The 13225-nt window shown below is 58.9% G+C and carries 13 protein-coding genes; 1 reads left to right on the top strand and 12 read right to left on the bottom strand.

The genetic code is table 11. The annotated features are described in order from the left end of the window. Nucleotides 1–419 precede the first annotated feature (419 nt). Nucleotides 420–737, bottom strand: coding sequence for a hypothetical protein (locus tag QSV46_RS34385; protein WP_314962136.1), 318 nt, complete (start codon nt 735–737; stop codon nt 420–422). Nucleotides 738–1517: 780 nt separating this feature from the next. Next, on the bottom strand, nt 1518–2150 hold the full coding sequence (locus QSV46_RS34390; RefSeq protein WP_314962139.1) for an NYN domain-containing protein: 633 nt from the start codon (nt 2148–2150) through the stop codon (nt 1518–1520). Nucleotides 2151–3248: 1098 nt separating this feature from the next. Here QSV46_RS34390 and QSV46_RS34395 point away from each other — a divergent pair. Then, on the top strand, nt 3249–3854 hold the full coding sequence (locus tag QSV46_RS34395; RefSeq protein WP_314962142.1) for a hypothetical protein: 606 nt from the start codon (nt 3249–3251) through the stop codon (nt 3852–3854). 48 nt (nt 3855–3902) lie between these two features. Here the strand turns inward: QSV46_RS34395 and QSV46_RS34400 are convergent, their stop codons facing one another. The 10 genes from QSV46_RS34400 to QSV46_RS34445 all read right to left on the bottom strand — a co-directional run bounded on the left by QSV46_RS34400 (nt 3903) and on the right by QSV46_RS34445 (nt 13126). Continuing rightward, complete coding sequence (locus tag QSV46_RS34400; RefSeq protein WP_409997247.1) at nt 3903–4472, bottom strand: tetratricopeptide repeat protein; 570 nt, start codon at nt 4470–4472, stop codon at nt 3903–3905. Nucleotides 4473–4519: 47 nt separating this feature from the next. Beyond that, nucleotides 4520–4918 (bottom strand): hypothetical protein, encoded by a 399-nt coding sequence (locus tag QSV46_RS34405; protein ID WP_314962145.1) that lies wholly within the window; start codon nt 4916–4918, stop codon nt 4520–4522. A gap of 11 nt (nt 4919–4929) precedes the next feature. Further along, entirely contained in the window at nt 4930–6546 is a 1617-nt protein-coding gene (locus QSV46_RS34410) for a type II and III secretion system protein family protein (protein WP_314962147.1), read from the bottom strand. A 399-nt stretch (nt 6547–6945) separates the two neighbouring features. Beyond that, complete coding sequence (locus QSV46_RS34415; protein WP_314962150.1) at nt 6946–7368, bottom strand: pilus assembly protein; 423 nt, start codon at nt 7366–7368, stop codon at nt 6946–6948. Next, nucleotides 7368–8858 (bottom strand): pilus assembly protein TadG-related protein, encoded by a 1491-nt coding sequence (locus QSV46_RS34420; RefSeq protein ID WP_314962152.1) that lies wholly within the window; start codon nt 8856–8858, stop codon nt 7368–7370. Before QSV46_RS34420 ends, QSV46_RS34415 begins: the two co-directional genes overlap by 1 nt. 8 nt (nt 8859–8866) lie before the next feature. Continuing rightward, entirely contained in the window at nt 8867–9367 is a 501-nt protein-coding gene (locus QSV46_RS34425; RefSeq protein WP_314962154.1) for a hypothetical protein, read from the bottom strand. Nucleotides 9368–9391: 24 nt separating this feature from the next. Continuing rightward, nucleotides 9392–10027, bottom strand: coding sequence for a methyltransferase family protein (locus tag QSV46_RS34430; protein ID WP_314962157.1), 636 nt, complete (start codon nt 10025–10027; stop codon nt 9392–9394). A gap of 11 nt (nt 10028–10038) precedes the next feature. Next, a complete protein-coding gene (locus QSV46_RS34435) occupies nt 10039–10950 on the bottom strand; it encodes a type II secretion system F family protein (protein WP_314962163.1) in 912 nt (303 codons plus the stop codon). Then, nucleotides 10947–11876 carry a type II secretion system F family protein gene (locus QSV46_RS34440; RefSeq protein ID WP_314962166.1) on the bottom strand — a complete coding sequence of 310 codons (930 nt, stop codon included), beginning with the start codon at nt 11874–11876 and terminating at the stop codon, nt 10947–10949. Before QSV46_RS34440 ends, QSV46_RS34435 begins: the two co-directional genes overlap by 4 nt. Next, nucleotides 11876–13126: a CpaF family protein gene (locus tag QSV46_RS34445; RefSeq protein ID WP_314962360.1), complete on the bottom strand. Its 1251-nt coding sequence runs from the start codon at nt 13124–13126 to the stop codon at nt 11876–11878. The genes QSV46_RS34440 and QSV46_RS34445 overlap by 1 nt, the downstream gene beginning before the upstream one ends. Nucleotides 13127–13225 lie beyond the last annotated feature (99 nt).

Consider the following 13225-nt stretch of genomic DNA (forward strand, 5'->3'; position numbering starts at 1 on the left):
CCTCCCTGCGTCACGAGCCCCGCGAAGCTCTCTCATCCTGATTGACGCTGCACTTCCATCCTGATTGCCGCGCCGCAGGTTGATGTGGTTGCGGGCCGCTTTGGCCTGGAAGGACCTCGCAAGCTTGGCGAAAGGCAAGGTGGCAGCGTGAGGTTTGCAGCCAACCGCCTGTTCGCCGATCCGCCGCCGCCCGCCAACTCGTTCGGCTCGCCGCCAGCATCGAGCCGGTCCAGGACGGCCGCATCCACATCGAGAAGATCAACGCGCCGTTCATGTTCACCTTGGGTGGCAGCGGCGGCGAGTTCGGCGCCGGCCTCAGATGCGCAATCGAGAAGGGCTGGGTTGAGCTACACGAGAGCGGGACCCTACGTGCGGCTGCTGGCGCCTGGCGAGGACCTGCTGAACAGTTGAAGTCCGCTTCAAACCGAGAATGAGAACGGGCCGCCTTTCAGCGGCCCCTGCCGGTTGAAATCTTGTTCGGGATGAAATGCCAGCCCCGGCAAAATCACGAAAGATCGACTGCATTGACGAGCAGATGGCGAGACGTCGAGCCGAGCAAATGCATGGCGAGCACGACGTTGAGCTCTGGGAAGGTGATCGGCTCGTTGCTCTGTTTCGATGTGTGTCGTCGAGCGAAACTCGAGATGGCCGCTCTGTCCTGAATAGATGGCGGGACTCGCCACCGCTTTGTCGCGGCGGATAGCGAAGGCACACCCAGGACGGACGGTGCGCTTCAACAGGAATCGTTCTCGCTTCGATATGTCGGAGCTTACTTCGAAGCTTCTCCGCTTCTCTAAGCTCCTCCACAGTCATCCGCAGGTGTTCCCTAGCGCAGGTATAAGCCAGGCGAGTACTGGACTTTGCCTGCCCCTGAATGACCCGAACTAAGGAGGGGTGGTCCGACGCTCAGTGAGCTACAGCCGAAGCCGCCAAATGCTCCCAGTACTCTGCTTCTGCGAGCAGCTTCCAACTCCTCTCGGGACAACGCGCGGCGGTCTGCCGGCAGAGCAACGCCATTGCGCGAAAACGGCGGACAGCTTCCATCTCGAACCTCCCGTGTTTTCCCCAAGGATATTTTTTAATTTTGCGGTAGAGTCATCATGATTATGCCTCGTAATCAAATTTGTGGTTTGGCCGCGCCCAATTAATTCCGGCAGCGCGTCTGAGCGGAACTAATTTCGCATCAGGGTTCACATCAGTTTCGAGTCTGTTTGTTGAGCGCCGTTGCGCAGCTCCGCACGACCCGCGCACCTCCGCGGAGGTACCGGGCAGCAACACCATGCGCGAAGCTCGCCAGTAGGGATTCAATGTCACAATCCGAACCGACTGACCACGAAGAATCTTCTTTAGTCGGTCCGTTGCTGAGAACCGAACCATATTGGCGATCAGCCCGGCGCAAATGCCGGGCTTATTCGTCGCGCTCATCCCTCCGAGACCGAGCTCGACGAACGAGCAAGTGCGCTGGCAAACCGAGCCCTAGCAATTTCTGGATTTCACCCCAGCAGTCTCGCTGAGAATCAGCTCTCGAGAACGCTGTCGTTTCCCTTCGGTCCGGCGACGGTCTGATGCTCGGGGATCTGGCGCGGGCGATAGCGCAACTCACGCTCGCGTGGAGCTGGGCGTTCGGACGGATTGCGACCGATCTTAGCTTGGAGTTCGGTAAGGTCGGTGAACACGTCGGCTTGGCGGCGCAGTTCGTCGGCGATCATCGGCGGCTGGCTCGCAATCGTGGAAATAACATTGACCCGCACGCCGCGCCGCTGCACCGCCTCGACCAAGGACCTGAAGTCACCGTCACCGGAGAACAGCACCATCTCGTCGATATGCCCGGCGAGCTCCATCGCATTGACGGCGAGCTCGATGTCCATGTTGCCCTTGACCTTGCGCCGGCCGCCGGCGTCGATGAACTCCTTGGTCGGCTTGGTGACGACCGTGTAGCCGTTATAATCAAGCCAGTCGATGAGCGGACGTATCGAGGAATACTCCTGGTCCTCGATTGTGGCAGTGTAGTAGAATGCGCGCAGAAGCGTACCGCGACTCTGAAATTCGCCCAGCAGGCGCTTATAATCGATGTCGAAGCCGAGCGTCTTGGCTGTGGCATAGAGATTGGCTCCGTCGATGAAGAGCGCAATCTTGCTGGGAGACGACATGTTGTGATCTCGGAAGCACGAAGTGCCATGCTGCGGGAATATGAACCCGCCGATGAGGCGGCACTTCCAAAGCTTTCATCAAAGCGGACTTTCCCATGCTATACCGCGGTCCTTTAGCCTTCAAACAGTTTTGCTTTGGCCAAAATTAAATTCGCAACACCCCAGGGCTACGAAAATTCCGCCCGGCCCGCGTAAAAGGGTATGTCCGTCCCAGGTGGATAGGATCAGCCGCTTCGGCTATGCTCGACTTGTCCGCAATTTTGTGCAGCGCAATGCCTGACCGACTCGAAATCTTTGACATCGTCTTAGAACGGCGAGGCCGAGCATGGACTTGGCGCGTGTGCACCCGGGAACGGAGGACCGTGATGTCCGGACGGGAGGACAGCCGCGCCGCTGCCAGATACAGAGCAGCTAGAGCGCTCTTCCTGATCCTGCTCTCGGCCCCCTATCGATCTGCGAGATCGAAAGCGTCCAACAGAGGTCTGGCTCAACGAGCAGGACACTCGCCGGATCCGTCACAGCGAAGGATGGCCTCGTAGTTCCGTGCGCCTTGTAGAAAGAACCGAGGCGGCGCCGAGCCTTGCTCGGGTCGACCGTCGGCGAGCGTGATCACCGCGTTGCCGGCAGCACCGTCGGCTGTACGCGACTGGATGTTACCAAAGCCAGCAAAGTCGCGAGTGTGTCTACTTCTTCAACAGTATTCTCAAACTACGCGCCATTCGCTTCACTGATCCGGTGTAGCGGCCCAGCTCGGCTGCTATCTTCGATACGCCAGCTCCTGCCCTGGCTAGCCTGGACAATTGCTGGACCTCGTGATCCGTCCATTGCTTTGGCTTTGGTGTTTTCATGATGCGGCACTCAACCTGGCGCCACTCAACCAGCGCGGCTGGTTGCCGACACTTGGGAAATTTACGGGTTGCCGGAGTTCGCGTCATCGCCGCAGGCCGTACACTGTCCCATCAGGACATCGGCTGGCCCGCCTGCTCCCAGTCGAATGCAGGGCCCCGCAGCGATCGGGCGGTCTCCGGGCCGTCTCAATGTCCACCTAAGTTGCCGGCTTAGCCGCCGCATCAAGCGAAGCACTCTCGGAGACCAGGCATGTTCACTTCCGTTATGGCGAAAGCACGATCATTGCTAGATCGAATACGCCCTGGTCCTTCGCAAGACATCTCCGATGCCGGATCCGAACGCCGGGGCCGGGAAGCGACGGGCGCCATCCTTGCGTTGTTCAGCCTGATCGTGATCGTCGCATGCGTCGGCGCGGCGATCGCCCTCACCCAGATCAAGTCATTGAGATCGGAGGTCGTCGCGCTTCATCGCGAGCTTGCACCGCTCAAGGAACGGGTCGCGCAACTGGATCAAGCCGAGAAGGCAAGGCGTCAGGCTGAACAGCAGCAGGATGCAAAGGACAAGGCGGCGATCGAGAGAAGCAATCGTATTGGCGAAACGCAGGCCGCATTGACTCTCTCGTCCGAGGAAATTCAACAGATCAAGGTGTATATCAAGCCGGCTCCCTCAATAGGCGCTCCGGCAGACGCCATCAAGGTCGGCGATTTCGTGGATGGTGCGATGATCCCGCTGCCGTCACCGCTCACGGAGAAAATACCAAAGCTGCTCGGCGCCAGATTTACAATTCGAAACGGGGTGATCATCATCGTCAGAAATGGCAGTCGGCGGGTAGACGCCGTGCTGGGTCCGAACTAGCCGAGACCAAACTTTCAATAAAAATCAAACTGCGGCCAGTTGTTCCGCCTAGGGTTGATTGTTCGGCGGCCTTTCGATGAACCGACGGCTGCCATTGAGGAGCTCAAGGTTATTGGCGATCACCGGGTTGGTCGGGTCGAGCGAATAAGCCTTCTCAAATTTTCGACGCGCGCCGTTCAAATTGCCCCGCAACATCAGCGAATAGCCCTGATCGTTGAGGATCTGGACAGTCTCGCCTCCAAGTCTGATCGCTTGGGCGTACGCCTGGTCCGCAAGATCGAACCGACGCAACCGATCATAGCTTGCCGCCAGGCCAACCCAGGCTGTCACGTCCTTCGGCGATTTCTCGACGGCGTCCTTGAAGTAGCGCTGGGAAATCCCGTAGCTGCCGCGATTGAAATGCTCCAGCCCCAGCCGCACGGGCTCGTCCGAAGGATAATATTTGACGTCGGTCGGTTCCTGCACGGGGTCGCCGCCCGGCGGCTCCACGGGAGCGACGATAGCCGCGTCTCTCAGCGTGGTTTCACACCCAGCAAGGCCGGTCGCCAACCAGCAACAGGTCAGCATAAAGATGATGCGCCGCATAACTCTCGTCCCCGCCCGGCTCATCGGACTCATTGAAATATCATCGTCAGATTACCCAAGGCCAAGGCCCCCTGGCTCCTTTACCTGGTCGGTGCTCCACCGACCGGCACCGATACTCCCGCGTTCGATCCAGGCGGCAATCCTTCGATGTTGACATTCTGGGTGACGGGAGGCCGCTGGCCCATTGCTTCCGTCGCCTGTCCGATATCGGGAAGCTGATCCACGGGCCGTGTTGTATTGCCATAGCGTGTGACGGCGGCACCGACGCGCCGAGCGTCGTATGCGATCCTGCGGTCACCCACGTATCGCGGCCATGGATGGATCGTATGGGTGACGGCGTTGACCTGCTTGGCATCGCCTGCGGTCATCGTGATGGTATCGGACCGCTGGAAGTAGCGGTCCACCTCGTCATGACCGGCGACGCCGTAACATCCCCCGAGCAGGAACGGCGCGAACAGAACCAGATACCTTATGGTCATCTCTCGCTCCGCTAGTTGAGGGTCTTCACGACGGGCTGGTCGGCAACGGCGGCCGGTGCCGGAACGGGCACCCTGACCTCAGGAGCGATGATGTGGCCGTACGGGCCCTTCACGTCACCGCCCGAATTGACATAATCATTGTAACGTTTGCGGACTTCCATCTGGCCATTGAGGAAGAAATCGACGTCATTGGCCGGAAGGCGGGAGTCGAGCGGAGACGCCAGTTGCTGACCGGGTGCCGCCGGCGCAACCAGGCGCGGCGTGACGATGATGACGAGGTCCGTTTCCTGCTGCTGGTACGACTTGCTACTGAACAAGGTTCCGATTACCGGCACCGAGCCGATCCAGGGCAATTGCGAAACGTCCTGGCGGTTGCGAGTCTGGAGCAGGCCGGCGATCGCAAAGCTCTGGCCGTCGCGCAGCTCGACCGTGGTCCGCGCGTCGCGGCGGGTCAACGCCGGAATGATCGTCCCCGCAATCTGAACCGCATTGGAGAAATCAAGCTCGCTGACCGAAGGTTCGACCCGAAGGTTGATCACGCCGCGCGAGAGAACGGTGGGCACGAAAGCCAGCTCAACGCCGAACTTCTTGAATTCGATAGTCACCGTTGGCACGAGACCAGCGGTACCGGCCGTGGACGCTACAGGCACTGGAAATTCACCGCCGGCCAGGAAGCGAGCGGCATCGCCGGAAAGCGTGGTCAAGTTCGGCTCGGCTAACCGGCGAGCCAATCCCTTGGTTTCCAACGCCGAGATCAACAAGTCCACCGAGCCGCCGTTGGACGTCCGAACGATGCTGGTCAACAAGCTTCCGAACGGGACCGGAGCTATACCGCCCGCAGTGCCAACGAGCGTACCCAATGTTCCGAGGACCGGGAGGCTCCCTGCCCCCGGAGGCGAACCGATTGGCTGTCGACCTGCCGTCGCCGCTCCGAGCCCCGTATTCCCAACGTTGGTGCCGTTGGCATTCGCCGCATAGAGATTGACGCCGAGGTTTCGACCGGCGTCCCGGTTGACCTCGAGAAAGCGCACTTCCAGCATCACCTGCTGCGGCGCCGCAACGCTCATCGCGTTGACGACGACGCCCCCTTTCGCAACGGTGCTGGTGGCGATCGCCATGGCTCGCTCGGCCACAACCGCGTCGGCGGCGGTTCCGCTGAGCACCACCTGCCCCTCGGAGGCCGAGACGCGAATACCCTGGCCGCCGGTGCTGGTCCGGATGTTCTGCTGCAAGTTCCCGGTATCGATCACGACCTCGACGTCGAGGATCCCGATCTGCTTCATCGAACTGTCGAACAGGATGACGTTGGTGGTGCCGGTCTGCTTGCCCTGTACATAGATCAGATGGTCACTCAGCGACTTCACGTCGACGATATCAGGCGAGCCCGCAACAATCGTGGCAAAAGCAGTGTCGACTTTGAAGGTGCGTGACTTGTTGACGACCACCTTGACCCGCTGGACGTCGCTCATTTCGCTGACGAAGACGCCGCCGCCAGAGGAGCCCCGCCGGTCTGCAGCCTCCGCGCGGTCAGCGGCCCCCAACAAGATCACCGCTGCGCCAAGACCCATGACGCCGAAGGCGAGAAGTCTCTTACCTGAAACCTTATCCGAAACGCGACCGCCACCCATTCGAGTCCCCCACTGCGATCCACGGCTATCCCCGCAAATCTACGTGCTCGATGCCCCTAACGTTTCCTCTCCGCGCACCACGCGCAGAGTTTACTCTCTATCCCATTACAAATCGTTATTTCGTATTTCCAACATCACATCCCTCATTCCGCCTCCTTGCAAGAAGAGACGCTTACCGCACTGCGGCAAGAGCAGAGAAAACTTTGCAATGTTGCCAGCGAGCACCACTTTTCACACCTGCTCTGAACTGTCCTGCGGCAGCCGCGCACGAGTTCCCGCCGGCCCTCCCCCTTGGCAAGTTCCCGTCGGTTTTTCGGAAAATTTCTGTGCGAGCAACTGGGACTCATTCTCTTCGCCTGCCGAAATCCAGGCGCATTCCAGGACGGTTGGCCGCGACGACTAGAAGGGAATTGTCGTGGATGCGGTCGGCGCATTGAGGCTTGTTCCCCAGATCGGCATCACCATAGCGAAGCCGGCCTGAGAGGCTGTCACAGTGAGTGCACTGGCTCCCGAGGTGGTACTGACTGTCGGCGAAGAACTGCCATTCCTATACAAGAAGGGCGCAGCAGCCTGCTTCTGCGTGGCCGATAGGTAATCCCCGGTGCAGCTCGAGGGTGATGTGCTCGGCGTCAGGCCGGTTACGGCAGGCGTGTAGCACTGGATCATCATTGCCCGCGCACTGGCGCTCGACAGCGTGCGCAACGACTGCACCGTGATCGCATAGCGCGCCAGATCGAAGATGGCGAACATCAATGTGAAAAGCGGCACGAAGACGAGGACCAATTCGAACGCCGCCATGCCGCGATTGTCGAGCTTTCTCATCACTGCACCAAAGCGACGACTTGGGTGTAAGCGATGGTGGCCGGAAGGCATGCATCCGTGCTCAGGTAGGCGCTACCTGTCATGTCGAGCGTCTTGGCGATCACTTGCGAACAGGTCGTATTGGAAGGTTGAGCCGTCCCACCGAACGACACATCTGCTTTGGGAAAGTACATCGCTCCCGCTAGCCGAGCTACGCCGTTGCCGTTGATGTTGACGGCCCCAGTCGATTGATCGTCAATCAGAACGCCATCCAGAGCAGAAGAGAAATTGTTCGTCGTAGGAGCGGAGAGGTTAATCGCACCACCGTTGATGGTGAATTTCGAATTTCCGAGCAACACGAGTGTCACGCTTGTGCCAGTGACGGTCCCGCCAAGACTTATGTCACCATTAGTGAAGTACGTTCCTGCGGCAAGAGTTGCCGTCCCCCCGCTGTTAACATTTATGCCCGCCTTAAAGTAGGCTGTAACTGGCGATCGTGGGTCACAAGCGAAGGTCCCGCCGCCGTTGACGCTTATGCTCCCGCTAAAGTAGTATCGTGCTGTGGTTGTGGCGGAACAATAATAATACTCTCCGTTCGACACATTTATGCTTTTGTACGCCGTACTAGCAGTGTTGGGACTAATCGGAAAACATTTGGTCGTGCCAGCTGGTACCGAAGCGGGGCACGTTGATTGTCCGAGGTTAACATTGCCAGTTACATTCGTATTGGTGAAGGTGTTGTTGAACGACGCAGTCTGCAGTCCCTGCAATGGATCCATCGCAGGAGGCATAAAGTAGTTGTGCGTTACTCCGGGACTAGCGCAGGTGTTAGCTGGACTGCAGCCAGTTGCACCATAGACGCCCCACCCCGGCCCGGTGAAAGATGGTGTGCTGGCAAACTGGACGCTCGCATCCGACATCAGCGGGCAACCCGTTCCGTTGTTGGTGACGTTACCGCCGATTTTTAGCGCGCCGCCACCGTTCGGATCAGGTCCAAGCGCCAAGCCGCACACTTTGCTCGGGTTCTGAACGAGAGCAATGGCTTGGGCGGGGATGGGGACGGTGGTCGCACCCAGTACCGCCGCCAAGTAGGCCGGCTGTTGCTGGCTCACCCTGACGCGAACGGCGTTCCCGGTGCCCGCAGCCGGCGTCGTGAACGAGCCCGCACTGTAGTTGCCGATATCGACCTGCACAGTTCGCGAGACCCGGCTCGGAAGGCTGGTCGCACAACCTGAATAGGCGTCCCCGGAGTTGCAGAACGCGTTCTGCGCCGCGAATACCCTGCTCTGATAATCCACTGATGTACCGCAGTTCGCCGCACCAGCAATATCGCATGAAAGCCGCAAGGCGCCGGCGTAGGCCGCTGCGTCGGCGGCGTTCTGCCCTTGCTGCCTGGTGACGTACCACGACCCGGCCTCGGCCCCGAGCGCAACCGCTCCGATGAGCGGCACGAGGGCGATGACTGTCGCGAATGCGGCCGAGCCTCGTTGGGAACGGAGCAGATTGCGCATGGGAACACCTACTGGAAGCGTTCTGAGTAAGATAGCGTGTACGTACAGGAGTTGGGACACAGCACCGGCCTCCACACGATCGGAGCCAAAGTGACAGTCGTCGAAAACGTGAAGTATTTGGGGATCTGAGTAAGGTTGCCTGAGGAGCACACACTGCTTCCGCACCAAACCTGAATGTTGCTGATGGTATATCCTGCGACGTTCTTCTGCAGCCCTGAACTCCACGTCCCCGGGTTAGCCGGGTCGGGCGGATTCTTGTACTGGATGTATTGCCCGAAAGAACGCAATGCCGACCACCCAGCGATGAAGCGGAAGCCCGCGGCAGCCACGTCGGCAAGAGGCGTCAGCAGAAACGCCACTATCAACGCGTAGACGAACATTGTCTCAAACGCGACGGCGCCGCGTTGATCGGCGATGAGAGACTTTTTATGGCTCGCGCGTGCGCCGCTACGGGCACCTAGCACGTCCGGATGCCGATTCCGAGCACGACCAAATTGAACGAAGTCCATGACAGTTCGGCCACGCATGGCCGCTCACCAAACATAAGGGACCAGTCTCCAACGCGATGCTTCGTAACTGGAATATTCCGGGCAGGTGCGCCGAAGCAGATCTTCTTCGTAAAGAATCCGGCATACTTGAACGCCGATATGCAGGACCAGCACGAGCGCCGTTATCGGCGTCAGATATTGCAGCACCACGCCCACAATCACGATCTCTTCCGCGAAATAAAGCGGGTGCTTGATCCATCGATAGGGGCCGGTTTGCACGACCGAACGCGCTTGTGGCACCAAGCTGAACGACCGCCCCAAATGTCGGATGGTGATAAGCATCATGATCATGCCGATCAGAACGCAAGCGGTGGACAGCAAGTTTGGCAACGCCTGCTCGGTTTTGCCGAAGAACGAGATCGTCCACGGTAAATAGGAGCCGACGAACGCAGCTACCCTGGGCAACACCCCATCCGCATGCGCCTTTGCCGGCGACCTCGTCATGATCAAGACCGCCAGGAGCATGTAGAAGACGGCAAGGCAAAAACTCGACAGAAGCGACGGCCAGGGATCGATAAATGACCCAATTCTGATGGCGACGCAAAGTGCCAGCAACGTGAACCACATGCTGCCGAGCAGCTGCATCACCCACTCGTAAGACGGATTCTTCGACAGCGTCATGGTACTCATGGCTACTTCACACCGATGCTGGAGAATGTACGGACGAGGTGCAGAAACGGACTCCCACCCAGAATGACGAACATGGCTGGAAGCAGGAACAACACCATCGGAATAGTCAGCTTGGCACCCAACTTGTGCGCCCTTTCCTCGAGGTCGGTAATACGTTCTCGCCGGAGGTCCATAGCGATGCTGCGCAGAGCCTGGCTCAGTGGCGTTCCGTATTGCAGGCTTTGGCTGACCATGGTGCCGAACCGGCGAAGCCCCTCCGACGTAGATGCCAGTTTCTCGAATGCCTCGCTGCGATTTGGCAGTATCCGGAGATCATCAAGAAGGCCGTACAAAACCCGGGCCATGGGGGGATTGGTCTGTTTCATTTCTTCCGCTACGCGTTCCAGCGCGCTTTCAAGACCCATTCCCGCTTCGCTGCAGACAACCAGCAAGTCGATCATATCCGGCGTGCCCAGCCGAATGCCGGCATTAAACCGGCGCCTTAGAACCAACAGGATCAACCGCGGCCCCATGATCCCGATCACCACGCCAATGAGACTGAAGACCAGCACGTCCGTGAGTGGCTTCCCAAGAATCTGCGCAACAAACAAGGCAATGACCGGGAACAAGAACATGCTGATGGTTTTGACACCGATCCAGATCGACAAGGCTCGATGAGGATTCAAACCTGACGATTGAACGATGGTTCGGAGCTGGTCCAGATTTTCCGCAGAGTAGAAGCGTCGATACCGCATGCCGAGCGACGAAAGCCAACCGGTCATGTCCCGGAGGGGCGCTGACCGGCCAGGAACACCCAGCACTGCATTTGACACCCGCTGGTTCAAGGCACGAATGTGTAGTTCGTGGATCATCAGCACGAGAGTCGCAGTCGCAAGTGCTATGGCCAGGGCCGCCAAACTGAGACCAAAAGTCATAGTTCTGTTTCCCTTCTGACCATCCAACGTATCACAAGGGACCCGACAATCACCGAGGCTGCCGCGTAAGCCAGCAACCTGTTTCCCGTCGGATCATAGATCAGCAGATCGACTGTTACCGGATTGATCGCGTATAGCAGCCCACCGACAATTATGGGCGACAACGAAAGCGCTCGTGAGGAAAAGATCACCTCTCCTGCCAGAGCCTTTGCGCGAGCAGCGAGCGCAACCCGCTGCCTCACTGTATCTCCCAGTGTCTGCAGGGTTTCGGACAAACTGCCACCTGCCTTCAGCTGGACTGCAAGTGTGACCGCAAAGATCCCGTACTCCGCCACTTGCGTTCGCCGATAGACAGCTTCAACAGCCTCCTCTGGAGGTCTCCCCATACTCACTTCGCTGCATACGATGGCAAACTGCCCAGCTGTCGGTTGCGGCATCTCGCGAGCGATGGTGCGAAATGCTTCGGTCACGGGTAGCCCGGATCGAACAGTACTTGTTACTAGCTGGATCGTGTCGGGCAGTTGTCGAAAAAGTTGACTGGCGAGACGATCTCGCTGCCATCCAAATAGACCTCGCACCACCATGATCGCTACAATTGTAGCCGCCGGATACGCGTAGAGGTCAGAATATTTGAGCACGCTATTGGCATAAAGGATTGCAGCCGCTGCGACCACACCGGCAAATAGCATATAGGCGGGGTGCCAAGCGTAAGCGATCCCGGCGTCGTAACTGACGATGCGGAAGACAAACTGCCAGCGGGACCCGGCCTCTAACCGACGAATGGAGGGTAGGTCCGCCAAGTCCGAAACTGGCAGAGCTATCGTTAGCTGACGATCGATGCGTCGTTGTCGCGCGTCGAGCCACAACGTCACGGCTGCTGCGCATATCAGCAGCACCAGGTCGATGGTTGTCAAAAGCTCCGGCATTACAGCTGCCTCATAGCCTCAGTCCAGGCTCGATCCAGCCCATAATAGGTGAGACGGCTCTTGAACTTCGGGACGGCGTGGGTGGACCTGTAGCTGCCCGATATCCGCCCGTGAACATCCTCTTGTTCGTACTCGAACGCGGCGATGTCATTGGTGGTGATCACCTCGCCTTCCAGGCCGATCACCTCGCTGATCTGGATAACGCGACGCTGTCCATCCCGCATGCGTTCTACCTGCACGATGAGATCCAGTGCAGCGACGATCTGAGATCTGATGGCCCGCAGCGGCAGATTTGGCTGCCCCATCTGCACCATGTTTTCAATACGAGTCATTGCATCGCGCGCGGAGTTTGCATGCACCGTGGAGATCGAACCATCATGGCCGGTGTTCATCGCTTGGAGCATGTCAAATGCTTCGGCCCCGCGCACCTCGCCGACGACGATCCGGTCGGGACGCATGCGCAGGGCATTCCACACCAGATCGCGTTGTGTCACCTGCCCCGTGCCTTCGAGGCTCGGAGGACGGGTCTCAAGGCTGATCACGTGAGGCTGTTGAAGCTGCAACTCTGCTGCATCCTCGATAGTGACGACGCGCTCACTGTGATCGATGAACTGGCTCATGGCGTTGAGCAGCGTCGTCTTGCCGGAACCGGTACCGCCGGAGACCAGAACATTGAGTCGGGATCTGGCGGCAATCTCCAGCAATTGTCCGATGGCCGTAGTCATCGAGCCGTTTGCAATCATGCCGGCCGTATCCAAACGGCGGCTGGGAAATTTACGGATCGAAATGCAGGGGCTATGAATCGCCAGCGGCGGGAAGATGATGTTGACCCGGCTGCCGTCCGGCAAGCGGCAATCCACCATAGGACTGGATTCGTCAACGCGCCGGCCGACCTGCGCTGCAATCTTCTGTGCTACGGATGCGATGTGATCATTGTCGCGGAATCGCACCGCGATCCGTTCCAGTTTGCCGTGTCGCTCGACGTAAACGTTACTCGGTCCGTTGACCATGATATCGTTGATCGATTGATCCAGCAGAAGTGGACGGAGCGGCCCGTAGCCGGTCATGTCGTCCGCAATCTCGTCCGCTAGCTGAAACTGCTCGCGACCTGACAGTTCGAGCCGTTCCTCGTTGGCGATTCCATGGATGATTTCCTCAATCTGCCGCCGAAGAACATCACGCGAGACTGTTGCGGCCACCGACGGCTCAATCTGCTCTATGACCCGTTCACGCAGCAAGGCCGGCATCACCGGCCGCTGGGTAGAAGGTTCGTCGTGCCTTAGCGTAGCTGCTGGCGAGCTTGGCGCAGGCAGGTTCGGCGCCAATGCAGGCAAGCTTAGTGGCAATGC

This window comes from Bradyrhizobium cosmicum, assembly GCF_032290525.1.
Lineage (GTDB): Bacteria > Pseudomonadota > Alphaproteobacteria > Rhizobiales > Xanthobacteraceae > Bradyrhizobium > Bradyrhizobium cosmicum_A.

What these genes read in the sequence shown, in the direction of transcription:
- QSV46_RS34400 (WP_409997247.1), bottom strand. Translation starts at nt 4,472, where the DNA reads ATGAGTCCGATGAGCCGGGCGGGGACGAGAGTTATGCGGCGCATCATC.
- QSV46_RS34440 (WP_314962166.1), bottom strand. Translation starts at nt 11,876, where the DNA reads ATGCCGGAGCTTTTGACAACCATCGACCTGGTGCTGCTGATATGCGCA.
- QSV46_RS34415 (WP_314962150.1), bottom strand. Translation starts at nt 7,368, where the DNA reads ATGAGAAAGCTCGACAATCGCGGCATGGCGGCGTTCGAATTGGTCCTC.
- QSV46_RS34435 (WP_314962163.1), bottom strand. Translation starts at nt 10,950, where the DNA reads ATGACTTTTGGTCTCAGTTTGGCGGCCCTGGCCATAGCACTTGCGACT.
- QSV46_RS34395 (WP_314962142.1), top strand. Translation starts at nt 3,249, where the DNA reads ATGTTCACTTCCGTTATGGCGAAAGCACGATCATTGCTAGATCGAATA.
- QSV46_RS34410 (WP_314962147.1), bottom strand. Translation starts at nt 6,546, where the DNA reads ATGGGTGGCGGTCGCGTTTCGGATAAGGTTTCAGGTAAGAGACTTCTC.
- QSV46_RS34420 (WP_314962152.1), bottom strand. Translation starts at nt 8,858, where the DNA reads ATGCGCAATCTGCTCCGTTCCCAACGAGGCTCGGCCGCATTCGCGACA.
- QSV46_RS34430 (WP_314962157.1), bottom strand. Translation starts at nt 10,027, where the DNA reads ATGACGCTGTCGAAGAATCCGTCTTACGAGTGGGTGATGCAGCTGCTC.
- QSV46_RS34390 (WP_314962139.1), bottom strand. Translation starts at nt 2,150, where the DNA reads ATGTCGTCTCCCAGCAAGATTGCGCTCTTCATCGACGGAGCCAATCTC.
- QSV46_RS34425 (WP_314962154.1), bottom strand. Translation starts at nt 9,367, where the DNA reads ATGGACTTCGTTCAATTTGGTCGTGCTCGGAATCGGCATCCGGACGTG.
- QSV46_RS34405 (WP_314962145.1), bottom strand. Translation starts at nt 4,918, where the DNA reads ATGACCATAAGGTATCTGGTTCTGTTCGCGCCGTTCCTGCTCGGGGGA.